A 20,226-nucleotide genomic window follows, 5' to 3' on the forward strand; every position below is an offset into this window, starting at 1 on the left:
GGCGTGCTCAGAACACGAAGCCGGGCGGGGATGTCTTTTCCTGCGGCGGCGCGCGTTCGGCATCCTGGGCAGCCTTGGCCTTTTCATCGACTTTCGGCACCACCGGCTCCGGTGGCGCGGCGGAGGTCGGTTTCGGGTACTGGTACGTTGCCGGCAGGATTTTCTTTTCCGGGTAGGACGCTTCGGTCAGCATGGTATTCCATGCGCCCGCTTCAAAACCGGTCGATTTGGCGCGGCCGATCTTGATGAAAGGCAGGCGGCCATCGCTACCGGCTTCCTTGAGCTTGGCTTCATCGGACTGGGTTTGCACCGTTTTCTCGGCAAACGGAATGCCGCGCTCCTTCAGGAAGGTACGGGCCTGGTCGCAAAAATCGCACTTGGAGCGCGTGTAGAGCACCACCGGCTGCGAGCGCACGGCCTGCGCCAGCGCATACGGCAGGGGCACGCTGGCCGCGCCGCCGACGCCGGCCTTGATTTCCACCGGCTTGGTGTTGGCCGGCGGCGGCTGGTCGCTGAACGTGACCTTGCCCGAGGCATCGACCCATTTGTACATCTGCTGTGCACTGGCGCCGCCCGCGCACAGCAGCAGCGCCATCATCGTGCCAGTCATCTTTTTTGTTACTGTCATTACAATTCTCCTGCTGGCACGGTCTTTCAGGACTGCATGCCGCTGTGGCGCAACAGCGCATCGATACTGGGCTCGCGGCCGCGGAAGGCCTTGAACGATTCGAGCGCGGGGCGCGAACCGCCGACGGCCAGTATCTCTTGCTGGAAGCGTTTACCGGTTTCTTCGGACAGGGCTCCGCCGCCCGCCTCGACCGCTTCTTCAAAGGCGGCGTAAGCGTCGGCAGATAATACTTCAGCCCACTTGTAGCTATAGTAACCGGCGGCGTACCCTCCGGCAAAAATATGTCCGAAAGAGTGTTGGAAACGGTTAAATGCGGGCGGCATCATGACCGAGAACTTCTGGCGCACGTCGTTGATCAGTTCCTGCACGGTTTGCGCGCTGGCCGGATCGAAGTCGTAGTGCAGGTGCATGTCGACCAGCGAAAACTCCACCTGGCGCAGGGTTTGCAGGCCGGACTGGAAGTTCTTGGCGGCCAGCATCTTGTCGTACAGCGCGCGCGGCAGCGGCTCGCCAGTCTTCACGTGGGCGGTCATGTGCTGCAGCACATCCCATTCCCAGCAAAAGTTTTCCATGAACTGCGATGGCAGCTCGACCGCATCCCACTCCACGCCGGAAATGCCGGAGACGGCGATTTCGTCCACTTGCGTGAGCATGTGATGCAAACCGTGCCCGAATTCGTGGAACAGGGTGGTTACTTCGTCGTGCGTGAACAGCGATGGCTGCAGCTGGCCGTCAACCGTGGCCGGCGGCGTGAAGTTGCAGGTCAGGTAGGCCACCGGCGTTTGCAGGGTACCGCCGGTTTGCAGGCGGCGCCCGCGGGCGTCGTCCATCCAGGCGCCGCCACCCTTGCCGCTGCGGGCGTACAGGTCGAGGTAGAACTGGCCGACCAGCTTGCCGTCGCGCTCGATGCGGAAAAAGCGTACGTCCGGATGCCAGGCGGCGGCCGTGTCGGGCTTGATCTCGACCGAGAACAGGCTTTGCACGAGGCGGAACAGGCCGTCGACGACTTTCGGCTCGGGAAAATATTCCTTCACTTCCTGGGCCGAGAAGGCATAGCGGCGTTCGCGCAGTTTTTCCGAGGCGTAGGTCAGGTCCCAGGCTTCGAGCTTGTCGATGCCCAGCTCGTCCTTGGCGAAGGTGCGCAGTTCGGCCAGGTCTTGCTCGGCGAACGGACGCGCGCGGCGTGCCAAGTCTTCCAGGAATTCGATCACATGCTCGGGGCTCTGGGCCATCTTCGGCACCAGCGAGACTTCGGCGAAATTGCGATAGTCGAGCAATTTGGCTTCTTCGTCGCGCAATTTCAGCAAACTGGCGATGTTGCTGCTGTTGTCCCACTTCTCCAGCTCGCTGAACACGGTACCCATTTCCGACGCCTTGGTGGCGCTGGCGCGGTAAATCGTTTCGCGCAGTTCGCGCTTGTCGGCAAATTGCAGGATCGGGAAGTACGACGGGAAATGCAGGGTGAACTGGTAGCCGGCCTTGCCATCGGCCTCGGCGGCGGCGCGCGCGGCCTGCTTGACGTCGTCCGGCAGGCCGGCCAGGTCGGCTTCGTTCTCGACCATCAGCTTGTAGTCGTTGGTGGCGTCGAGCACGTTTTCCGAGAAGCGGGTCGAGATGCTGGCGTGCTGTTCCTGGATTTCGGCGAAACGCTGCTTTTTCGATTCCGGCAGTTCGGCGCCGCCCAGGCGGAAGTCGCGCAGGGCGTTTTCGACGATGCGCTTGCGCGCCGGCGACAGCGCTGCATAGGCGCCGCTTGCGCGGATCGCCTTGTATTTGGCAAACAGCGCTTCGTTCTGGGCCAACGCGGTCCAGAATTCGGTCACTTTTGGCTGGTTGTCGTTGTAGGTGGCGCGCAGTTCGGGCGTGTCGACCACGTTGTTGAGGTGGCTGACCACGCCCCAGGCGCGGCCCAGCTGTTCGGTCGCTTCTTCGAGCGGAATGACGAAATTGTCCCAGGTCACGTCGTCGCTGGGCGCTTCGAGCTCGGCCACGACCGCGCTCGCATGCGCGATCAGCTGGTCGATGGCGGGCGTGACATGCTCCGGCTTGATATCGTTAAAACGTGGCAGGTCGCTGAAATCGAGCAGGGGATTGCTGGTATCGGTAGTCATCGTGTTTTCCTCATGTCGGTTTCAAATAATTTGTCAATCGCGCTGGCAAGCCCGAGGTTTAGCCGCGCTCGGCCGCTTCGACCGTGTTCATCAGCAGCATGGTAATCGTCATCGGGCCCACGCCCCCTGGCACCGGCGTGATATGCGAGGCCACTTCGCGCACTGCGGCGGTATCGACATCGCCACACAGTTTGCCGTCATCGTCGCGGTTCATGCCCACATCGATCACGATCGCACCGGGCTTGACCATGTCGGCCGTCAGCGTGTTGCGGCGACCCACGGCGGCCACCACCACGTCGGCCTGGCGCGTGTGGTAAGCCAGGTCCGGCGTCGCACTATGGCATATGGTCACGGTGGCGTTCGCTTGCAAGAGCAGCAGCGCCATTGGTTTGCCGACCGTGTTGCTGCGGCCGATGACCACCGCGTGCTTGCCGCGCAGATCGACACCGGTGCTTTCGATCAGTTTCATGCAGCCGTACGGGGTGCACGGGCGAAAACCCGGCAGGCCGGTCATCAGTTCACCGGCGCTGAGCACCGAGTAGCCGTCCACGTCCTTGGTAGTGGAGATCGCCTCGATCACCTTGTTCGGGTTGATGTGCTTGGGCAGCGGCATCTGCACCAGGATGCCGTGGATGGCTGGATCGCTGTTCAGGCTCGCGATGCGGTCGAGCAGGGCCGCTTCGGTCAGGTCGGCATCGTACTTTTCCAGGATCGAATGAAAGCCCACGTCAGCGCATGCCTTGACCTTGTTGCGCACATACACATGGCTGGCCGGATCTTCCCCCACCAGGATCACGGCCAGCCCCGGCTGCTTGCCTTTGGCGGTCAGGACCGTGGCGCGCTGCTTGATTTCTGCGCGTAATTGTTGGGAGAGGAGAACACCATCGATCAGTTGAGCGGACATGATTTTTAGCCGGGAAAAGAGTGGGAAGAAATAGTGCGGAGAAAAGCGGGATTATAAAGCCACTGCTGCTATCGCGTGCCCCGAATCCCGGGAACTCCCCATAATCTTGCATTGGGAGAAAGATGGACTTTACGTTCACGTCAAGTGAAATTCCACGATATGAAACGATATATCGTAATTTGAAAAAGCAGAAAACTACTGTTAGAATTGCTCCACTAAATTTGGGTATTGGTAAATAATCAGCAAAACGTCCGCCGTTGATTTCGATCGGGTAGGGCACTAACAAAGGAGACGCATCAATGTCAGCTCAACTCGACCAGTTGACGGCAGCAGCCGCCAACGATCCCGACACGCTCGAAACCAAGGAGTGGCTCGACGCGCTCGAAGCCGTCATTGAAAATGAAGGCACCGACCGCGCCCACTACCTGATGGAACGCATGGTCGACCTGGCCCGCCGCCGCGGCGCCCACATCCCGTTTTCCAGCAACACCGCCTACGTCAACACCATCCCCACCCACCTCGAAGAACACTGCCCCGGTAACCTGGAGTACGAAGAGCGCCTGCGCTCGTGGATGCGCTGGAACGCGATGGCGATGGTGGTCAAGGCCAACCGCGCCGACGGCGACCTGGGTGGGCACATTTCGAGCTTCGCCTCGCTGGCGAACATGCTCGGCATCGGCTTCAACCACTTCTGGCGCGCCCCGACCGCGGACCATGGCGGCGATTTGCTGTACCTGCAAGGCCACTCCTCGCCTGGTATCTACGCGCGCGCTTTCCTCGAAGGCCGCCTGTCGGAAGACCAGATGCTCAATTTCCGCCGCGAAGTCGACGGCAAGGGCCTGTCGTCGTATCCGCACCCGAAACTGATGCCGACCTTCTGGCAGTTCCCGACCGTCTCGATGGGCCTGGGCCCGCTGATGGCGATCTACCAGGCGCGCTTCCTGAAGTACCTGCACGCGCGCTCGATCGCCGACACCTCCAACCGCAAGGTCTGGGTCTTCTGCGGCGACGGCGAGATGGACGAGCCGGAATCGATGGGCGCGATCGGCATGGCCGCGCGCGAGCGCCTCGACAACCTGGTGATGGTTGTGAACTGCAACCTGCAGCGCCTTGACGGCCCTGTGCGCGGCAACGGCAAGATCATCCAGGAACTCGAAGCGGACTTCCGCGGCGCCGGCTGGAACGTGGTCAAGGTCATCTGGGGCCCGGGCTGGGACGCCCTGCTGGCCAAGGACAAGGAAGGCATCCTGCAGCGCGTGATGATGGAAACCGTCGACGGCGAATACCAGAACTACAAGGCCAAGGATGGCGCCTTCGTGCGCAAGAACTTCTTCGGCAAGCATCCGAAGCTGCTGGAGATGGTCGCCAACATGACCGACGACGACATCTGGCGCCTGACCCGCGGCGGTCACGATCCGCACAAGATCTACGCCGCCTTCAAGATCGCGCAAGAAAACAAGGGCACCCCGACCGTCCTGCTGGTGAAAACCGTCAAGGGCTTCGGTATGGGCAAGTCCGGCGAAGCGCGCAACACCGCGCACCAGACCAAGAAGCTCGACGACGAAGCGATCCGAGAAATGCGCGACCGCTTTGCGATCCCGATCCCGGACGACAAGCTGGCCGAGATCCCGTTCTTCAAGCCGTCCGACGATGCGCCGGAAATGGTCTACCTGCACAAGCGCCGCGAACTGCTGGGCGGCTACCTGCCGCAGCGCCGTCCGCAAGCAGCCGAATCGCTGCCGGTGCCTGCGCTGTCGGCGTTCCAGAACGTGCTCGATGCAACCGCTGAAGGCCGTGAAATCTCAACCACGCAGTCGTTCGTCCGTATCATTTCGACCCTGCTGCGCGACCCGAACCTGGGCCAGCGCATCGTGCCGATCCTGGTCGACGAATCGCGTACCTTCGGCATGGAAGGCCTGTTCCGCCAGATCGGCATCTTCAATCAGCAGGGCCAGTTGTACGAGCCGGTTGATAAAGACCAGGTCATGTACTACCGCGAAGACAAGGCCGGCCAGATTCTGCAGGAAGGCATCAACGAAGCGGGCGGCATGAGCTCGTGGATCGCCGCGGCGACCTCGTACTCGACCAACAACCGCATCATGATCCCGTTCTACACCTTCTACTCGATGTTCGGCATGCAGCGCATCGGCGACCTGGCGTGGGCGGCGGGCGACATGCGCGCACGCGGCTTCCTGATGGGCGGCACCGCGGGCCGCACGACCCTGAACGGCGAAGGCTTGCAGCACGAAGATGGCCACAGCCACGTGATGGCGGCGACCATTCCTAACTGCCTGCCGTACGATCCGACCTTCGCGCACGAAGTCGCGGTCATCGTCCAGGACGGTCTGCGCCGCATGGTGGCGGAACAGGAAGACGTGTTCTACTACATCACGCTGATGAACGAGAACTACGAGCAGCCAGGTCTCACGCCAGGCACGGAAGAGGGCATCCTGAAGGGCATGTACCTGCTGCAGCAAGGCGACGCCAGTGCCAAGCAGCGCGTGCAGCTGATTGGTTCGGGCACCATTTTGCGCGAATCGATCTTCGCGGCTGAACTGCTGCAGAAGGACTTCGGCATTGCGGCTGACGTGTGGTCGGCACCGTCGCTGACCCTGATCGCCCGCGACGGCCAGGACGCCGAGCGCTGGAGCATGGTCCACCCGACCGACGCGCCACGCCTGCCGTATGTCACGCAGCTGATGGAAAAGACCACTGGTCCGATCATCGCCACGACCGACTACATGCGCCTGTTCGCGGAACAGATCCGCGCGTTCATGCCGAAGGGCCGCACCTACAAGGTGCTCGGTACCGATGGTTTCGGCCGCTCCGACAGCCGCGTCAAGCTGCGCGAGTTCTTTGAAGTGAACCGTTACTACATCGTGGTGGCGGCGCTCAAATCGCTGGCCGACGAAGGCGTGATTGCGACGTCCGTGGTGGCCGATGCGATTGCCAAGTACGGCATCAATCCTGACAAACCGAATCCGGTGACCCAGTAACTTTGCCCGGCGTTTTTCCGCACCTCCGATAGCTTCGTCGTTCCCGCGCAGGCGGGAACCCAAGTTACGGGGTGCGGCGAGCGCGCGACTAAACGAATAAGAACGGAGTAAACGCTATGAGCATTGTGGAAGTCAAAGTCCCGGATATCGGCGACTTCAAGGAAGTCGAAGTCATCGAGCTGATGGTCAAGCCGGGCGACACCATCAAGGTCGACCAGTCGCTGATCACCGTCGAATCCGACAAGGCCAGCATGGAGATCCCGTCCAGCCACGCAGGCGTGGTCAAGGAACTCAAAATCAAAGTCGGTGACAAGGTCGCCGAAGGCGCGCTGCTGCTGATCCTCGAAAGCGACGACGCAGCAGCCGCACCGGCAGCCGCAGCACCGGCCGTCGCAGCCGCACCTGCCCCGGTGGAAGCCGCGCCAGCCGCCGCAGCCGTTCCGGCGCCAGCCGCCGCTGCTCCGGCACCAGCCGCAGCGCCAGCACCAGACGCACCAGCCGCCGCAGCCGCACCAGCCCAATCGAACGCCAAGGCGCACGCCTCGCCGTCGATCCGCAAGTTCGCGCGCGAACTCGGCGTCGACCTGCTGCGCGTGCCCGGCAGCGGACCGAAGGGCCGCATCACCCAGCAGGATGTGCAGAACTTCGTCAAGGGTGTGCTCGCGAGCGCGTCGCCTGGCAACGGCAGCAAAGCCTCTGGCGGCGGCTCCGGCGTGGGTCTCGACCTGCTGCCATGGCCATCGCTCGACTTCAGCAAATTCGGCCCGACCGAACTGCTGCCGCTGTCGCGCATCAAGAAAATCAGTGGCCCGAACCTGCACCGCAACTGGGTGATGATCCCGCACGTGACGCAGTTCGACGAATCCGACGTGACCGACCTCGAACAGTTCCGTGTCGATTCGAACGCCGCGCTGGCCAAGTCCAAGTCGACCGTCAAGCTGACCATGCTCGCTTTCGTGATCAAGGCCAGCGTCGCCGCGCTCAAGAAATACCCGGCGTTCAACGCATCGATCGACGCCACCGGCGCCAACCTGATTCTCAAGCAGTACTACAACATCGGCTTCGCGGCCGACACCCCGAACGGCCTGATGGTCCCGGTCATCAAGGACGCCGACAAGAAATCGATCTCGCAGATCGCCGTCGAAATGGGCGAGCTGTCGGCCCAGGCGCGCGACGGCAAGCTCAGTCCCACCAACATGCAGGGCGCGACGTTCACCATTTCGTCCCTGGGCGGCATTGGCGGCACGGCCTTCACGCCGATCATCAACGCACCGGAAGTGGCGATCCTTGGCCTGTCCAAATCGTCCATGAAGCCGGTGTGGGACGGCGCGGCATTCCAGCCACGCCTGATGCTGCCGCTGTCGCTGTCCTACGACCACCGCGTGATCGACGGTGCCATGGCCGCGCGCTTCACCGCATATCTGGCCGAAGTCATGGCCGATCTGCGCAAGACCTTGTTATAAGGACGACACAGCGATGAGCACAATCGAGGTAAAAGTACCGAATATCGGCGACTTCAAGGAAGTTGAAGTCATTGAAGTGATGATCAAGGTGGGCGACACGATCAAGGTCGACCAGTCCCTGATCACCGTCGAATCCGACAAGGCCAGCATGGAAATCCCGGCCAGCCATGCCGGCGTGGTCAAGGAAATCAAGGTCAAGGTGGGCGACAAGATCGCCGAAGGCTCGATGCTGCTGGTGCTCGACGAAGCCGGCGGCGCCGCGGCGGCTCCTGCGGCGGCAGCACCTGCCGCAGCGGCTCCGGCGCCGGCGGCGGCCGACCGGGCCGAATCGCAGGCGCCTGCGCATCCGACGCCGCCAGCGGCCCCAAGCGCGGCAGCGCCAGCGCCGGCCATGGCCAAGTACGACGGCAAGGTCGACATCGAATGCGAGATGATGGTGCTGGGCGCGGGTCCCGGCGGCTATTCCGCGGCGTTCCGTTCGGCCGACCTGGGCATGAACACCGTGCTGATCGAGCGTTACGCGTCGCTGGGCGGCGTGTGCCTGAACGTCGGCTGCATTCCATCGAAAGCGCTGCTGCACGTGGCCGCCGTGATCGATGAAACGCAAGCCATGTCCAAGCACGGCATCAGCTTCGCCAAGCCGGACATCGACATCGACCAGCTGCGCGCCTACAAGGACAAGGTCATCACCAAGATGACCACCGGTCTGGCGGGCATGGCCAAGATGCGCAAGGTGAATGTGGTGCAGGGCGTCGGCCAGTTCGTCAGCGCCAATCACATCGAAGTGACCGCCGCCGACGGCAGCAAGAAGATCGTGCAGTTCCAGAAGGCGATCATCGCCGCCGGTTCGGCCGTGGTCAACCTGCCGTTCGTGCCGAAAGATCCGCGCATCGTCGATTCGACCGGCGCGCTGGAACTGCGCCAGATCCCGAAACGCATGCTGGTTATCGGCGGCGGCATCATCGGCCTGGAAATGGCGACGGTGTACTCGACCCTCGGTGCGCGCATCGATGTCGTCGAGATGCTCGATGGCCTGATGCAGGGCGCCGACCGCGACATGGTCAAGGTCTGGCAAAAGTTCAACGAGAAGCGCTTCGACAAGGTCATGACCAAGACCAAGACGGTTGCCGTGGAAGCGCTGGAAGAGGGCATCAAGGTCACGTTTGAAGCGGCGGAAGCCGGCGTCACCGCGCCCGAGCCGCAGATCTACGACATGGTGCTGGTGGCCGTTGGCCGCAGCCCGAACGGCGGCAAGATCGCGGCCGCCAAGGCCGGCGTGACGGTCACCGACCGTGGTTTCATTCCGGTCGACGCGCAGATGCGCACCAACGTGCCGCACATTTTCGCCATCGGCGATCTGGTGGGCCAGCCGATGCTGGCGCACAAGGCGGTGCATGAAGCGCACGTCGCCGCCGAAGCGGCGCATGGCGAGAAGGCCTTCTTCGACGTCAAGGTGATTCCATCGGTGGCCTACACCGATCCCGAAGTGGCATGGGTCGGCATTACCGAAGACGAGGCGAAAGCCAAGGGCATCAAGCTGGAGAAGGGCCACTTCCCGTGGGCCGCAAGCGGCCGCGCGGTTGCCAATGGCCGCGACGAGGGCTTCACCAAGCTGCTGTTCGACGCCGAGACGCACCGGATTGTCGGTGGCGGCATCGTCGGCACGCATGCGGGCGACATGATCGGCGAAATCGCGCTGGCGATCGAGATGGGTGCCGATGGCATCGATATCGCCAAGACGATCCACCCGCATCCGACCCTGGGCGAGTCGATCGGCATGGCGGCGGAAGTGTATGAAGGCGTGTGCACGGACTTGCCGCCGGTGCGCAAGAAGTAAGAGCCGTAAATAGAAAAAGCCCCGTTCACGCCATGCGTCAACGGGGCTTTTCATCGTCCTCCCGGCCACTAAATCGTCGTTCCCGCGCAGGGCTGGGCGCCCCCACGGCAACCCAGTTTTCGTGTAGTCGTCGGTGCAGTACGAACTTGGGTTCCCGCCTGCGCGGGAACGACGGGGCGTTTTAGTGAAAACTCACCCACCGCGCAGGAATCTCGATATTCCCCGAGCGCGCGGCAGCCGCATACGCGTGCATTTCGGCGACGACCGCTTCAAGTTGTTCCATGTTCGGGTTCTCTAAAAAACCCTTCATCCGTTCATTCAGCGACGCTTGCTGGTCATGCCATTCGTAGCGAGCAGACTTGCTCATACATCCTCCTTGAAAGACTGAACTTTGCCAGAAATGATGCACCACTTCGGTGCGATGACGCACATTCTGCCTGGCACGCCGTCCCGCTACCGCCTCACGGCGCGCGCAGAACGCTGCGATAAAACAGATCCAGGCGCTGCTCCAATGCCGTCACCACCTCTTCCCGCGCTTGCGGAACCGGTTGAAACAGGAACCGTCCGAAGTACTCACCCTGCACGCAGTTCAGCAAAAACGTCGGAACCAGTTCCAGCGCCAGATCCTCGCGCAACTGGGCCCGGATATCGGCACGCGCGAAATAGCGCATCAGCATATCGCGCGTCTGGCGTGGCCCCGCTTCGTAAAACGATGTGGACAATTCCGGATTCGACGCCGCTTCCGCAATCACCATGCGCTGCATGCTCAGGGCTTCCGGCGCGGTGATCATGTCGAAAAAATGCAGGCTGAATTCGGAAATGACCTGCTTGAGCGGGCGCATGTCCTGTTCCACTTCGTTGGCCGTGAAGAACCGGCTGCGGTTAGCCAGCAGCACCGCCTGGAACAAACCCGCCTTGCCGCCGAACTTGACGTAAATCGTGCGCACCGCCACGTGCGCTTCGCGGGCAATGGTTTCCAGGCTGACCTTGCCGTAGCCGTGCTTGAGCATCAGCTGGCCGGCCGTGTCGATCAGATTATTGTGGCGCGCCTCAAGCTCGCTAGCGCGCGGACGGCCCGCCGATTTGGCGGCCGGAACTGGTGGGGCAGGGTTGGCTGTCGTCATGGCCATCACTCTAATTCAATCTTAAATGAAATGCAATCGTTTCATTTCTTGACTTGATGCAATGCATAAGGAATAATGCACTTACCCCATTTCATTATTCGGAGCAGTACCATGTCGCAAGCACAAGCCAAGGCCGAGCCACAAGCCCTCGCCGTTGTTCCACCCGTCGCGGCGCCCGCCGCGACCCCGCCCAACTGGCGCGTGCGCGGCATTCTGGCCCTGATCGCCCTGGTGGCAGTCGGCGCGGGCGGGCGCATGTGGTACCGCAGCTCCCATTTCGTCGAGACCGAGAACGCCTATGTGTCCGGTCACGTGCATCCGGTTTCGGCGCGCATTGCGGGCGTGGTGACCAAGGTGCTGGTGGAAGATAACCAGAGCGTCAAGGCGGGCGACGTGATCGCCGAACTCGATCCGGCCGACCAGCGCGTCAAGGTCGAACAGATCCAGGCGCAGATCGCCAGCGCCCAGCAGCAGGTACTGCAGGCCGACGCCCAGGTCGAACAGGTGCGCGCGCAGGCCGCCGCCGCCTCGGCCCAGGTACTGCAATCGGAAGCGCAGCTGGTGCGCGCCAGGCAGGACGCCGAGCGTTTCGGCCAGTTGTATAACGCGCAGATGAAGGCCGTGTCGAAAGCGGAACTCGACGCCGCCAACGCCGGCCGCGCCGGCGCCGTCGCCGACGTGTCGGCACGCCGCGGCACCGTGGTCGCGGCCCAAGCCCAGATCACCGCCGCCGGCGCCGCGCGCGACGTCGTCAAGGCCCAGATCAAGGTCCTGCAAACCCAGTTGAAGGACGCCCAGCAGCAGCTGGCCTACAACCGCATCGTGGCGCCCGTCGAAGGCCGCCTTGGCCGCCGCAGCGTGGAAGTGGGCGCGCGCGTCCAGCCCGGCCAGCAGCTCGCCGCCATCGTCCAGGACGACGTCTGGATCACCGCCAATTTCAAGGAAACCCAGTTGGCAGGCCTGCAGCCCGGCCAGTCGGTCCACGTGGTGATCGACGCCATGCCGAAGCACCCGCTGGTCGGGCGCATCGACAGCTTCTCGCCGGCGTCGGGCAACCAGTTCGCGCTGCTGCCGGCCGATAACGCCACCGGTAACTTCACCAAGATCGTCCAGCGCGTGCCGGTCAAGATCGTGCTGCGCGCGGAAGACGTCAAGGCCCTGCGCGGCCGCCTGGTGCCCGGCATGTCGGCACTGGCGGAAGTCGAACTTGGCCAGGCCGCTCCCGCCACCACGACCGCGACCGCACCGGCCGCTCCCGCAGCCCACTAAGCACAGTTCATGAGCAGCCCGACCAACACCATGACCGCCGGCGCAATGGCGGCAGCGCCGCCGATCTCCGACAAGGTCGACATGCGCACCTGGATCGCCGTCGCCGCCGGCATGCTGGGCGCCTTCATGGCGATCCTGGACATCCAGATCACCAACTCCTCGCTCAAGGACATCCTTGGCACCCTCTCGGCCACGCAGGAAGAGGGCTCGTGGATCTCGACCGCCTACCTGTGCGCCGAAATCGTCGTCATCCCTATGACCGCGCTGCTGGCGCGCGTGTTCGGCATGCGCATGTACATGATGGGCACGACGGCCCTGTTCCTCGTCTTCTCGACCCTGTGCGGCACCGCCTGGAACCTGGAAAGCATGATCGTGTTCCGCATGCTGCAGGGCTTTACCGGCGGCGCGTTGATTCCGATGGCGATGACGCTGGTGATGGCCAAGCTGCCGCCGTCGCGCCGTTCGGTCGGCATGGCCATTTTCGGCCTGACCGCGACCCTGGCGCCGGCCATGGGCCCGACCCTGGGCGGCTATCTGTCCGAGCTGTACGGCTGGCCATCGATCTTTTACATCAACTGGGTGCCGGGCCTCTTGCTGATCGGCGGTATCTGGTGGGGCCTGGACCGCGACCGCGGCAATCTTGGCCTGCTGGCGAAAGCCGACTGGCTCGGCATCGTCATGATGGCCATGGGCCTGGGCTGCCTGACCATCTTCCTGGAAGAAGGCAATTCGAAGGACTGGTTCGATTCGAGCTTCATCATCACCTTTGCCGCGCTGTCGCTGGTGGGCCTGGTGGGGTGGGTGACAACGAGCCTCACGCGCGCCGATCCGTTCGTGAACCTGCGCCTGTACGGCCAGCGCAACTTCATCGTCGCCACCATTTTGTCGGCGGTGATCGGCATGGGCCTGTATGGCTCCTCGTTCCTGCTGCCGCTGTACCTGGGCCAGATCGCCGGCTATACGCCGATGCAGATCGGTGAAGTGATCATGTGGGCCGGCCTGCCGCAACTGTTCATCATGCCGTTCGCCGCCGCGTTGTCGTCCAAGGTCGACAACCGCATCCTGTGCTCCATCGGCCTGACCCTGTTCGGCATCTCGTGCCTGATGAATTCGCACATGGATGCGACCACCGGATACGACCAGCTTTTCTGGTCTCAGGTCGTGCGCGCCCTGGGCCAGCCTTTCATCATGCTGACCTTGTCGAGCTTCGCGATGCATAAAGTCGCACCGGCCGATATGTCGTCGGCATCGAGCCTGTTCAACATGACGCGTAACCTGGGCGGCTCGATCGGCATCGCCATGCTGGCCACCACGCTCACCAACCGCGAGCACTTTCATTCCGCGATCATCGGCCAGTCGGTCACGGCGATGTCGGCCCCGGTGCAGCAACGGCTGGACCAGCTGACCCAGGCCTTCACGGCCAGCGGCATCGATCCCGCCACCGCCGCCAACCAGGCGCTGGCCGTGATCGACCGCCTGGTGCGGCGCGAAGCCTATGTCATGGCCTATAACGATGGCTTTGTCATCATGGCCGTATTCCTGTTCGCTTGCGTCGGCGCGCTGCTGTTCGCCGACAACGTCAAAGCCCCGTCCGGTCCCGGCGCGGGCGCTCATTAAAGTAGGGAGAATCACCTTGAAGCCACTGATCCTGTGCGCGCTGCTGGCGCTGTCCGGCTGCGCCACCATCGGCACCGATTTCGTCGAACCTGTCGCCGCGGCCAACCCGGCATGGCGCCACGCCGGCGCCGACAACCTGGCCAGCGCGCGTCTGCCGGCGAGCTGGTGGACCGTGTTCGGCGACACGATCCTGAACGACCTTGAGCAGCGCGCCGTGCGCGACAACCCGGGCGTGAAAGCCAGCGCGCAGCGCCTGCTGCAGGCGCAGGCGCAAATGGGCAACCTGCGCGCCGCGCAGTCGCCGAGCGTCAACCTCACCACCTCGGCCGCCAATTCGCGCACCTCCGCCGAAACCTCGCAAAGCCTGGCCCTGGGCGGGCGCTCGATCGAAGGGAGTAACTACTTCGTCGGCGCCTCGCTGTCGTATGAGCTGGACCTGTGGGGCCGCGTCAAGCGCGTGGTGGAAGCGGCCGATGCCCAGGCCCTGGCCGCGCAGGACGACCGCGATGGCGTGATCCTGCTGCTGTCGGCGCAGGTGGCCAGCACCTACTGGCAGCTGCGCGGCATGGATGCCGAAATGGCCATCCTCAAGAATGCACTGGCAACCCGCGGCGAATCGCAGCAGCTCATTGAAGCGCGTTTCGACGCCGGCCTGTCGAACGAACTCGATGTCTCGCGTGCCCGCATCGAGCGCGCCAACGCCGAAGCGGACCTGCACGAAGTGCAGCGTCAGCGCAACCTGCTCGAACACAGCCTGGCCACCCTGGTGGGCGTGTCGCCGTCGTCGCCGCTGATCGCCGCCGCCAAGGTGGACCTGCCGGCGCCGCCGGCCATTCCGGTCGGCCTGCCGGCCAGCCTGCTGGCGCAGCGGCCCGACCTGGCGTCGAGCGTGGCGACCCTGCGCGCGGCCAATGCACAGGTGGCGGTGTCGGAAGGCGCGTTTTATCCTTCCTTGACCCTGACCGGCAATTTCGGTTTCGCATCCGAGAGTCTGAGCACTCTGACCAATAGCGGCGCGCGCCAGTTTTCCATCGGCCCGCTGGCCTTGTCGCTGCCGCTCTTCGATGGTGGCCGCAACAAAGCCAATCTGGCGATGTCGCAGGCACGCTACGCCGAAGCGCGCGCCAACCATGAAACCAGGCTGCTGACGGCTTTGCGCGAAGTGGAAGATGCGCTGTCGGACGTGCAGCAGCGTCAGCGCCAGGGCGAAGTGCAGGCCCAGTCGCAGCAGGCCGCGGCGCGCGCCTATCTGGTGGCGCAGGCACGCTATGAGCGTGGCCTGTCGACCTATCTGGACGTGACCGACGCCCAGCGCAGTTCGCTCAATGCCGACCGCGCCGCGGCGCAAATCCGCACCCAGCGCCTGCTGGCCAGCGTGGCGGTGGCGCGTTCGCTCGGTGGCGGCTGGACCCAGCAAACGGCCGAAGCGACCATCGCCCAGACGTCGCGTTAAGCCTTGCCCGCAGTGGTGCCTACGCCGTGCTACTGCGGGCCGAAGTGCTCCAGCAGAAAATCGACGAAGGTGGTCAGTTTCGGCGTGGCCTGACGGTCGCGCGGATACATGACGTGCATCGTGCGCGGCGCCGGAATATGCGCTTCCAGGAGCGATACCAGCCGTCCCGCGGCCACTTCCTGCGCCAGCATCACCTCCGCCTGCATCACAATCCCGAAGCCCGCCAGCGCCGCCTGTTTCAGCGCCTGGCCATTGTTCGACCGGAACCGGCTGGCCCGCGCCGGCGCACCGCCGTCATCGTCGCCCAGGCGCCAGCGCACCAGTTTTTTCCAGTGCATGAAGTCCAGACACTCGTGGTCGGCCAGGTCGGCCGGCACGCGCGGCTCGCCGTGGCGCGCAAGGTAATCGGGCGAGGCGCAGATCAGCATGCGGTAAGGTCGCAGCCGGCGCGCGATCATGCCCGAATCATCCAGTTCGCCGATGCGGATGGCCGCATCGTAGCCATCGTCCACCACATCGACCAGGCGGTCGTTCAATTCCAGGTCGAGGCTTACTTCGGGATGCCGCGCCAGATAGCCTGGCAGCAGCGGCGAGAGCGATTCACTGCCGAAGGTGACGGGCGCGCTGATGCGCAGGCGTCCGCGTGGGGCGAGGCGCATCGCTTCGGCTCCCGATTCGGCCGCGCGCACCTGCGCCAGGATGCTGCGGCACTGCTCCACATACTGTTCGCCGATTTCGGTCAGGCTCTGGCGCCGCGTGGTGCGCGCGATCAGGCGCGCGCCCAGGCGCTCCTCCAGGAAGCGGATGTGCTTGCCGACCATCACGGCCGACATATCGAAACGCGCGGCGGCCGCGGTGAAGCTGCCGTCGTCCACCACCGCGGTAAAAATCTCCATGCTGCGCAGCTTGTCCATTGATTCCGAATCATGAGTGAGCAATATCCGTCATATTAGTCCATTTATCTTCATTGCTAAGGGATCGATACTGATTGCTTGCATCGCCCATTTCTTAACTTCTATGGAGTAGCTATGAAAATCATCGTGATCGGCGCCAGCGGCACCATCGGCAAGGCAGTTTCTTCCCATCTGGCCGCGCGCCACGAGATCGTGACCGTGGGGTCCAACAGCGGCGAGGTGCGCGCCGATATCCGCGAGATCGCCCAGGTGCGGCATCTGTTCGAGCAGGTCGGCAAGGTCGACGCCGTGGTGGTGGCCGCCGGGGCGGTGCATTTCGGACCGCTGGCCGAATTGGGACCGGAGCAGTTCCAGGTTGGCATCGCCAGCAAGTTGATGGGGCAGGTGAATGTGGCGCAAGTGGCGCCGGCATTCCTGAACGATGGCGGGTCGATCACCTTGATCAGCGGGATCGTGGCGGAGCAACCGATCCGGTACGGCGCGTCGGCCAGCATAGTGAATAACGCCGTGGAGGGGTTTGTGCGCGGCGCCGCCATCGAACTGCCGCGCGGCTTGCGCATCAATGCCATCAGCCCGACGGTGCTGGAAGAATCGCTGGATGCGTATGGCCCGTATTTTTACGGATTCGAGGCGGCGCCGGCCAGCCGCGTGGCGCTGGCGTACAGCCGCAGCGTGGAAGGCGCGCAGACGGGGCAGGTGTACCGCGTGTGGTAGAAAGATGCACTGATTGATGGCGGGATGGCACGGGAAGGTATTGGCCCGCGCCCCTATCGGGCACCCGCTTTGCGGATCAATTTGATCAACACGTTCTTTTGGGCGATGTCGAAACGTCCAGAAAGGTTGCGCTCACGTTCAGTCAGAAGTTCCAGCCATTCCGCGAGAAACGCAATGTCATTTTGCAGCCCATTTTTTTCCGCCGCCCACCGTGTCACGTAAGGCTTGATCTGTTCTGCAATGGCATTCGACTGGTTCCAGCATGGCCTGCACAGTTTGCGTTCCTGGTCGATGTAAGCCTTTTTTACCTCGTACGTATATTTCTGGTCTTGCGCTGTAAAAATGCACGGTGCGCCGCAGGTCCGGCAGACATATTCCTTGTCGGTGTAATGCGTGACCCATCCAAACTGGCACGGAACCGAGTTTTGGCTTTGGGCGGACCAGAGTCCTGTATCGGCGGGAACGGTTGACGGGCGACCATCGGGAATGGTGTTGTTGAGCGAGGTCAAGTTGACACTCCATCCAATGCTGAAAAGCATATTTTACGTGAATGGATAGCGCCGGCTACCGATGGGTTCGAGATTGTGGATTACCGATTCGGCAAAAGCGACTTGCAGGTCCATCCCGAGATAACAGGTTCCAAACCGTCCGGCCGCATCATCGAAGCGACAGCCAGCGGTGCGCCCGAAGAATGGTTCGCCGGTGTTGTGGCCGGAAATCCGGTACAGCCTGGTCGAGATCGTGGCCCAGGTACGGGCCGGCACGGCGACCATCACCACCGCCTCGTCCGAGATCGCAGCCGGCAACCTGGACTTGTCGGCACGCACCGAAAGCCAGGCCGGCACCCTGGAAGAGACGGCCTCGTCGATGGAAGAGTTGACCAGCACCGTGCGCCAGAACGCCGACAATGCGCGCCAGGCGAACGGGCTGGCGCTGTCGGCCTCGGAGGTGGCGGTCAAGGGCGGCGCGGTGGTATCGCAGGTGGTCGATACGATGGCCCCGATCAACGAATCCTCAAAAAAGATCATCGATATCATTGGCGTGATCGACAGCATTGCTTTCCAGACCAATATCCTGGCCCTGAATGCGGCGGTGGAAGCGGCGCGGGCAGGCGAGCAGGGACGCGGCTTTGCCGTGGTCGCTGCCGAAGTGCGCAACCTGGCCCAGCGCTCGGCTGCGGCGGCGCAAGAGATCAAGACCCTGATCGGCAATTCGGTCGAGCGGGTCGACGCCGGCGCGCGCCTGGTCGACCAGGCTGGCAGCACGATGCAGGAGATCGTCTCCAGCGTCAAACGGGTGACCGACATCATGGCCGACATCAGCCTGGCCAGCCAGGAACAGACGGCCGGTATCGAGCAGGTGAACCTGGCGATCGGGCAGATGGACCAGGCAACCCAGCAGAATGCGGCGCTGGTGGAGCAGGCTGCGGCCGCGGCCTCGTCCCTCAATGGCGAGGCGGCTTCGCTGACGCAGGTGGTGGGCGTGTTCGTGCTGGCAGAAGGCGCCGCGCGCGTGCCGGCCCCGGCGGCGCGGGTCAAGGCTGCGGCGCCAGCCAGACCGGCGCAGAAGAGCAGGGCGCTGGCACGGGTCCCGGCGGCCCCGGCGCGCGGGCACGGCCAGAGTGCCGGCCCCGGCAAGCGTGCCGACGTTGTTGCAGACGCGTGGGAAACCTTCTGATTGTTTGCGTTGGCGCTAGCTTGACATGGCGCCATGTTGAGAATTTTCCACAAGGAAAGATATTTTTCCCAAAGCGTCCCAGAGGTCTATATTATTGCTCTTAGGCATTTATAGACCTCCTGAGGAAACGCCATGTTGAAGCACCTTTTGACTGCCCTGCTCGCCCTTATTCCTGTTGCCGCCACTGCTGGCGCCACCCTGACCGAGCTGGAAACGCGCTGGTTGAAGGCCGCCGCTCCCGTGTTGGCGTATTCGCAACGTATGAACTTGCCAATAGATATCACCGTGCAACCAAAAGCCGGCCCCGGCGATGTGCCGCTGGCGATGGGCTTTGTCGACGGCCGCTGCAAGCTGGTGCTGTCGCTGCGCGGTAATCCCGATGCCGAAAAAATCCTGCACAGCGTGCCGGAAGCCGAGCGCGCGCTGCTGATCGAAACCATGGCCGCCCACGAAATCGGCCATTGCTGGCGTTACGTGCAGGGCGTGTGGCACGCCCTGCCGGCCGGCTTCGTCGAAACCGGCGACGAACATGCGCACGACGGGCAGATGCTGGCCGAATCGAAAGCCATGCGCGACATGCGCCGCGAAGAAGGTTTTGCCGATCTGGTGGCGCTGGCCTGGGTACAGCGCCAGCACCCCGCGCAATACGGTCGGGTATATGCCTGGCTGTCCACCCTGCGCGACGCCGTGCCGGTCGAACGCAGCGGCCACGATACCCGCGCCTGGGTGCGCCTGGCGAAGAATGCCGACGGTTTCGGCCGCGGCGCCAGCCCCTTCGACGACGCCGTGACGATGTGGCAAGCCGGATTGCTCAACGATGAATAAGCTGTGCGCCGCCGTACTGCTGGCGCTGGCCGGCCCGGCGGCATCGGCCGCCGCTCCCGCCACCGAAGCCCAATGGATCGCCGCCGCCACCGAGGCGGTCGCGTATGGCCGCGCGCAAGGCATGCCGATCGACCTGGAAGTGGTGGACGGCAACGGCTTGCCCGGCCATACGCCGGTCGGGCTGGCCAGCGAAAACGGCCGCTGCACTTTGGTCGTTTCGGCCAGCAATAATCCGACCGCCGACAAGCTCAGTTCCATGATTAAACCCGAGCTGCTCGACACCTTTCTGGCGGGCGCGGCGATGCATGAAGTGGGCCATTGCCACCGCCGCCTGAACGGCTATCCGCATAACGAAAAATTGCTGCCGGTGGTGGCCTGGATCGGCCCGCTGCGAGACTGGTTCACGCGCCGCGTGCGCACCGAGGAAGCCTACGCCGACATGACCTCGGTGGCCTGGATCGCGCGCTACCATCCCGAGCGCTACACGGCCCTGGTCAACGAAATGCTGCGCGTGCGCACGCGTTTTCGCGAACCCAAGCACGACACCGTGGCCCTGCTCGAACGCGCCCTCGCCGAAGGGCCGCAAGATGCCAACGAGAATCTTTTTGCCCAGGCCGATGAGCGATTAAACAGATATCGATAGTCCTTTTGCGTCCGTATGTACGTTGTCGCACAGATGTTGCGTGTGGTTAGG

Annotated in this window: 16 protein-coding genes and 1 pseudogene; 10 read left to right on the forward strand and 7 right to left on the reverse strand. The window is 63.4% G+C overall.

From position 1 onward, the window contains the following. Window positions 1-7: 7 nt before the first annotated feature. Genes CR152_RS14005 through folD form a run of 3 tightly spaced genes read right to left on the reverse strand, consistent with a single transcriptional unit; the run spans window position 8 to window position 3,643 of the window. The gene (locus CR152_RS14005; protein WP_229413388.1) at window positions 8-628 is read right to left on the reverse strand and encodes a glutaredoxin family protein; all 621 of its coding nucleotides are present in this window, start codon (window positions 626-628) and stop codon (window positions 8-10) included. Between the two features lie 26 nt (window positions 629-654). Next, window positions 655-2,739, reverse strand: a complete 2,085-nt coding sequence (locus CR152_RS14010) for a M3 family metallopeptidase (RefSeq protein WP_099875457.1) — start codon at window positions 2,737-2,739, stop codon at window positions 655-657. Window positions 2,740-2,797: 58 nt separating this feature from the next. Next, entirely contained in the window at window positions 2,798-3,643 is an 846-nt protein-coding gene (gene folD, locus CR152_RS14015) for a bifunctional methylenetetrahydrofolate dehydrogenase/methenyltetrahydrofolate cyclohydrolase FolD (protein WP_099875458.1), read from the reverse strand. 299 nt (window positions 3,644-3,942) lie between these two features. Here folD and aceE point away from each other — a divergent pair, with 299 nt between their 5' ends. The 3 genes from aceE to lpdA all read left to right on the forward strand — a co-directional run bounded on the left by aceE (window position 3,943) and on the right by lpdA (window position 9,939). Then, entirely contained in the window at window positions 3,943-6,639 is a 2,697-nt protein-coding gene (gene aceE, locus CR152_RS14020; protein ID WP_099875459.1) for a pyruvate dehydrogenase (acetyl-transferring), homodimeric type, read from the forward strand. A gap of 116 nt (window positions 6,640-6,755) precedes the next feature. Continuing rightward, window positions 6,756-8,102, forward strand: a complete 1,347-nt coding sequence (aceF, locus tag CR152_RS14025; RefSeq protein ID WP_099875460.1) for a dihydrolipoyllysine-residue acetyltransferase — start codon at window positions 6,756-6,758, stop codon at window positions 8,100-8,102. A 13-nt stretch (window positions 8,103-8,115) separates the two neighbouring features. Continuing rightward, window positions 8,116-9,939 (forward strand): dihydrolipoyl dehydrogenase, encoded by a 1,824-nt coding sequence (gene lpdA, locus CR152_RS14030; RefSeq protein WP_099875461.1) that lies wholly within the window; start codon window positions 8,116-8,118, stop codon window positions 9,937-9,939. Between the two features lie 181 nt (window positions 9,940-10,120). On the opposite strand, the gene CR152_RS14035 is transcribed toward lpdA, so the two are convergent. Both CR152_RS14035 and CR152_RS14040 read right to left on the reverse strand, forming a co-directional pair. Next, a complete protein-coding gene (locus CR152_RS14035; protein ID WP_099875462.1) occupies window positions 10,121-10,306 on the reverse strand; it encodes a hypothetical protein in 186 nt (61 codons plus the stop codon). A gap of 94 nt (window positions 10,307-10,400) precedes the next feature. After that, on the reverse strand, window positions 10,401-11,063 hold the full coding sequence (locus tag CR152_RS14040) for a TetR/AcrR family transcriptional regulator (RefSeq protein ID WP_099882325.1): 663 nt from the start codon (window positions 11,061-11,063) through the stop codon (window positions 10,401-10,403). Between the two features lie 111 nt (window positions 11,064-11,174). Here CR152_RS14040 and CR152_RS14045 point away from each other — a divergent pair, with 111 nt between their 5' ends. From CR152_RS14045 to CR152_RS14055, 3 genes are read left to right on the forward strand one after another with little or no spacing between them, the layout of a single operon-like run. Beyond that, window positions 11,175-12,332 (forward strand): HlyD family secretion protein, encoded by a 1,158-nt coding sequence (locus CR152_RS14045; RefSeq protein ID WP_099875463.1) that lies wholly within the window; start codon window positions 11,175-11,177, stop codon window positions 12,330-12,332. Window positions 12,333-12,341: 9 nt separating this feature from the next. Next, window positions 12,342-13,949: a DHA2 family efflux MFS transporter permease subunit gene (locus tag CR152_RS14050; protein WP_099875464.1), complete on the forward strand. Its 1,608-nt coding sequence runs from the start codon at window positions 12,342-12,344 to the stop codon at window positions 13,947-13,949. A 16-nt stretch (window positions 13,950-13,965) separates the two neighbouring features. Continuing rightward, complete coding sequence (locus CR152_RS14055; RefSeq protein ID WP_229413389.1) at window positions 13,966-15,402, forward strand: efflux transporter outer membrane subunit; 1,437 nt, start codon at window positions 13,966-13,968, stop codon at window positions 15,400-15,402. Window positions 15,403-15,431: 29 nt separating this feature from the next. Here CR152_RS14055 and CR152_RS14060 read toward each other — a convergent pair whose 3' ends face one another. Beyond that, entirely contained in the window at window positions 15,432-16,316 is an 885-nt protein-coding gene (locus tag CR152_RS14060; RefSeq protein WP_099875466.1) for a LysR family transcriptional regulator, read from the reverse strand. 114 nt (window positions 16,317-16,430) lie between these two features. Between CR152_RS14060 and CR152_RS14065 the strand changes: the two genes are divergently transcribed. After that, entirely contained in the window at window positions 16,431-17,030 is a 600-nt protein-coding gene (locus tag CR152_RS14065; RefSeq protein ID WP_099875467.1) for a short chain dehydrogenase, read from the forward strand. A gap of 53 nt (window positions 17,031-17,083) precedes the next feature. On the opposite strand, the gene CR152_RS14070 is transcribed toward CR152_RS14065, so the two are convergent. Next, window positions 17,084-17,539 (reverse strand): zinc-ribbon domain containing protein, encoded by a 456-nt coding sequence (locus tag CR152_RS14070; RefSeq protein ID WP_157778479.1) that lies wholly within the window; start codon window positions 17,537-17,539, stop codon window positions 17,084-17,086. Between the two features lie 205 nt (window positions 17,540-17,744). Here CR152_RS14070 and CR152_RS14075 point away from each other — a divergent pair. The 3 genes and pseudogenes from CR152_RS14075 to CR152_RS14085 all read left to right on the forward strand — a co-directional run. Then, a pseudogene (locus CR152_RS14075) lies at window positions 17,745-18,707 on the forward strand (methyl-accepting chemotaxis protein); the annotation flags it as partial. 132 nt (window positions 18,708-18,839) lie between these two features. Next, on the forward strand, window positions 18,840-19,532 hold the full coding sequence (locus CR152_RS14080) for a hypothetical protein (RefSeq protein WP_099875470.1): 693 nt from the start codon (window positions 18,840-18,842) through the stop codon (window positions 19,530-19,532). Continuing rightward, a complete protein-coding gene (locus CR152_RS14085; RefSeq protein WP_099875471.1) occupies window positions 19,525-20,175 on the forward strand; it encodes a hypothetical protein in 651 nt (216 codons plus the stop codon). The genes CR152_RS14080 and CR152_RS14085 overlap by 8 nt, the downstream gene beginning before the upstream one ends. The last annotated feature ends 51 nt before the right edge of the window (window positions 20,176-20,226 follow it).

It is taken from the genome of Massilia violaceinigra (assembly GCF_002752675.1).
Classification (GTDB): domain Bacteria; phylum Pseudomonadota; class Gammaproteobacteria; order Burkholderiales; family Burkholderiaceae_D; genus Telluria_A; species Telluria_A violaceinigra.

What these genes read in the sequence shown, in the direction of transcription:
- CR152_RS14005 (WP_229413388.1), bottom strand. Translation starts at nt 628, where the DNA reads ATGACAGTAACAAAAAAGATGACTGGCACGATGATGGCGCTGCTGCTG.
- CR152_RS14010 (WP_099875457.1), bottom strand. Translation starts at nt 2,739, where the DNA reads ATGACTACCGATACCAGCAATCCCCTGCTCGATTTCAGCGACCTGCCA.
- folD (WP_099875458.1), bottom strand. Translation starts at nt 3,643, where the DNA reads ATGTCCGCTCAACTGATCGATGGTGTTCTCCTCTCCCAACAATTACGC.
- aceE (WP_099875459.1), top strand. Translation starts at nt 3,943, where the DNA reads ATGTCAGCTCAACTCGACCAGTTGACGGCAGCAGCCGCCAACGATCCC.
- aceF (WP_099875460.1), top strand. Translation starts at nt 6,756, where the DNA reads ATGAGCATTGTGGAAGTCAAAGTCCCGGATATCGGCGACTTCAAGGAA.
- lpdA (WP_099875461.1), top strand. Translation starts at nt 8,116, where the DNA reads ATGAGCACAATCGAGGTAAAAGTACCGAATATCGGCGACTTCAAGGAA.
- CR152_RS14035 (WP_099875462.1), bottom strand. Translation starts at nt 10,306, where the DNA reads ATGAGCAAGTCTGCTCGCTACGAATGGCATGACCAGCAAGCGTCGCTG.
- CR152_RS14040 (WP_099882325.1), bottom strand. Translation starts at nt 11,063, where the DNA reads ATGACGACAGCCAACCCTGCCCCACCAGTTCCGGCCGCCAAATCGGCG.
- CR152_RS14045 (WP_099875463.1), top strand. Translation starts at nt 11,175, where the DNA reads ATGTCGCAAGCACAAGCCAAGGCCGAGCCACAAGCCCTCGCCGTTGTT.
- CR152_RS14050 (WP_099875464.1), top strand. Translation starts at nt 12,342, where the DNA reads ATGAGCAGCCCGACCAACACCATGACCGCCGGCGCAATGGCGGCAGCG.
- CR152_RS14060 (WP_099875466.1), bottom strand. Translation starts at nt 16,316, where the DNA reads ATGGACAAGCTGCGCAGCATGGAGATTTTTACCGCGGTGGTGGACGAC.
- CR152_RS14065 (WP_099875467.1), top strand. Translation starts at nt 16,431, where the DNA reads ATGAAAATCATCGTGATCGGCGCCAGCGGCACCATCGGCAAGGCAGTT.
- CR152_RS14080 (WP_099875470.1), top strand. Translation starts at nt 18,840, where the DNA reads ATGTTGAAGCACCTTTTGACTGCCCTGCTCGCCCTTATTCCTGTTGCC.
- CR152_RS14085 (WP_099875471.1), top strand. Translation starts at nt 19,525, where the DNA reads ATGAATAAGCTGTGCGCCGCCGTACTGCTGGCGCTGGCCGGCCCGGCG.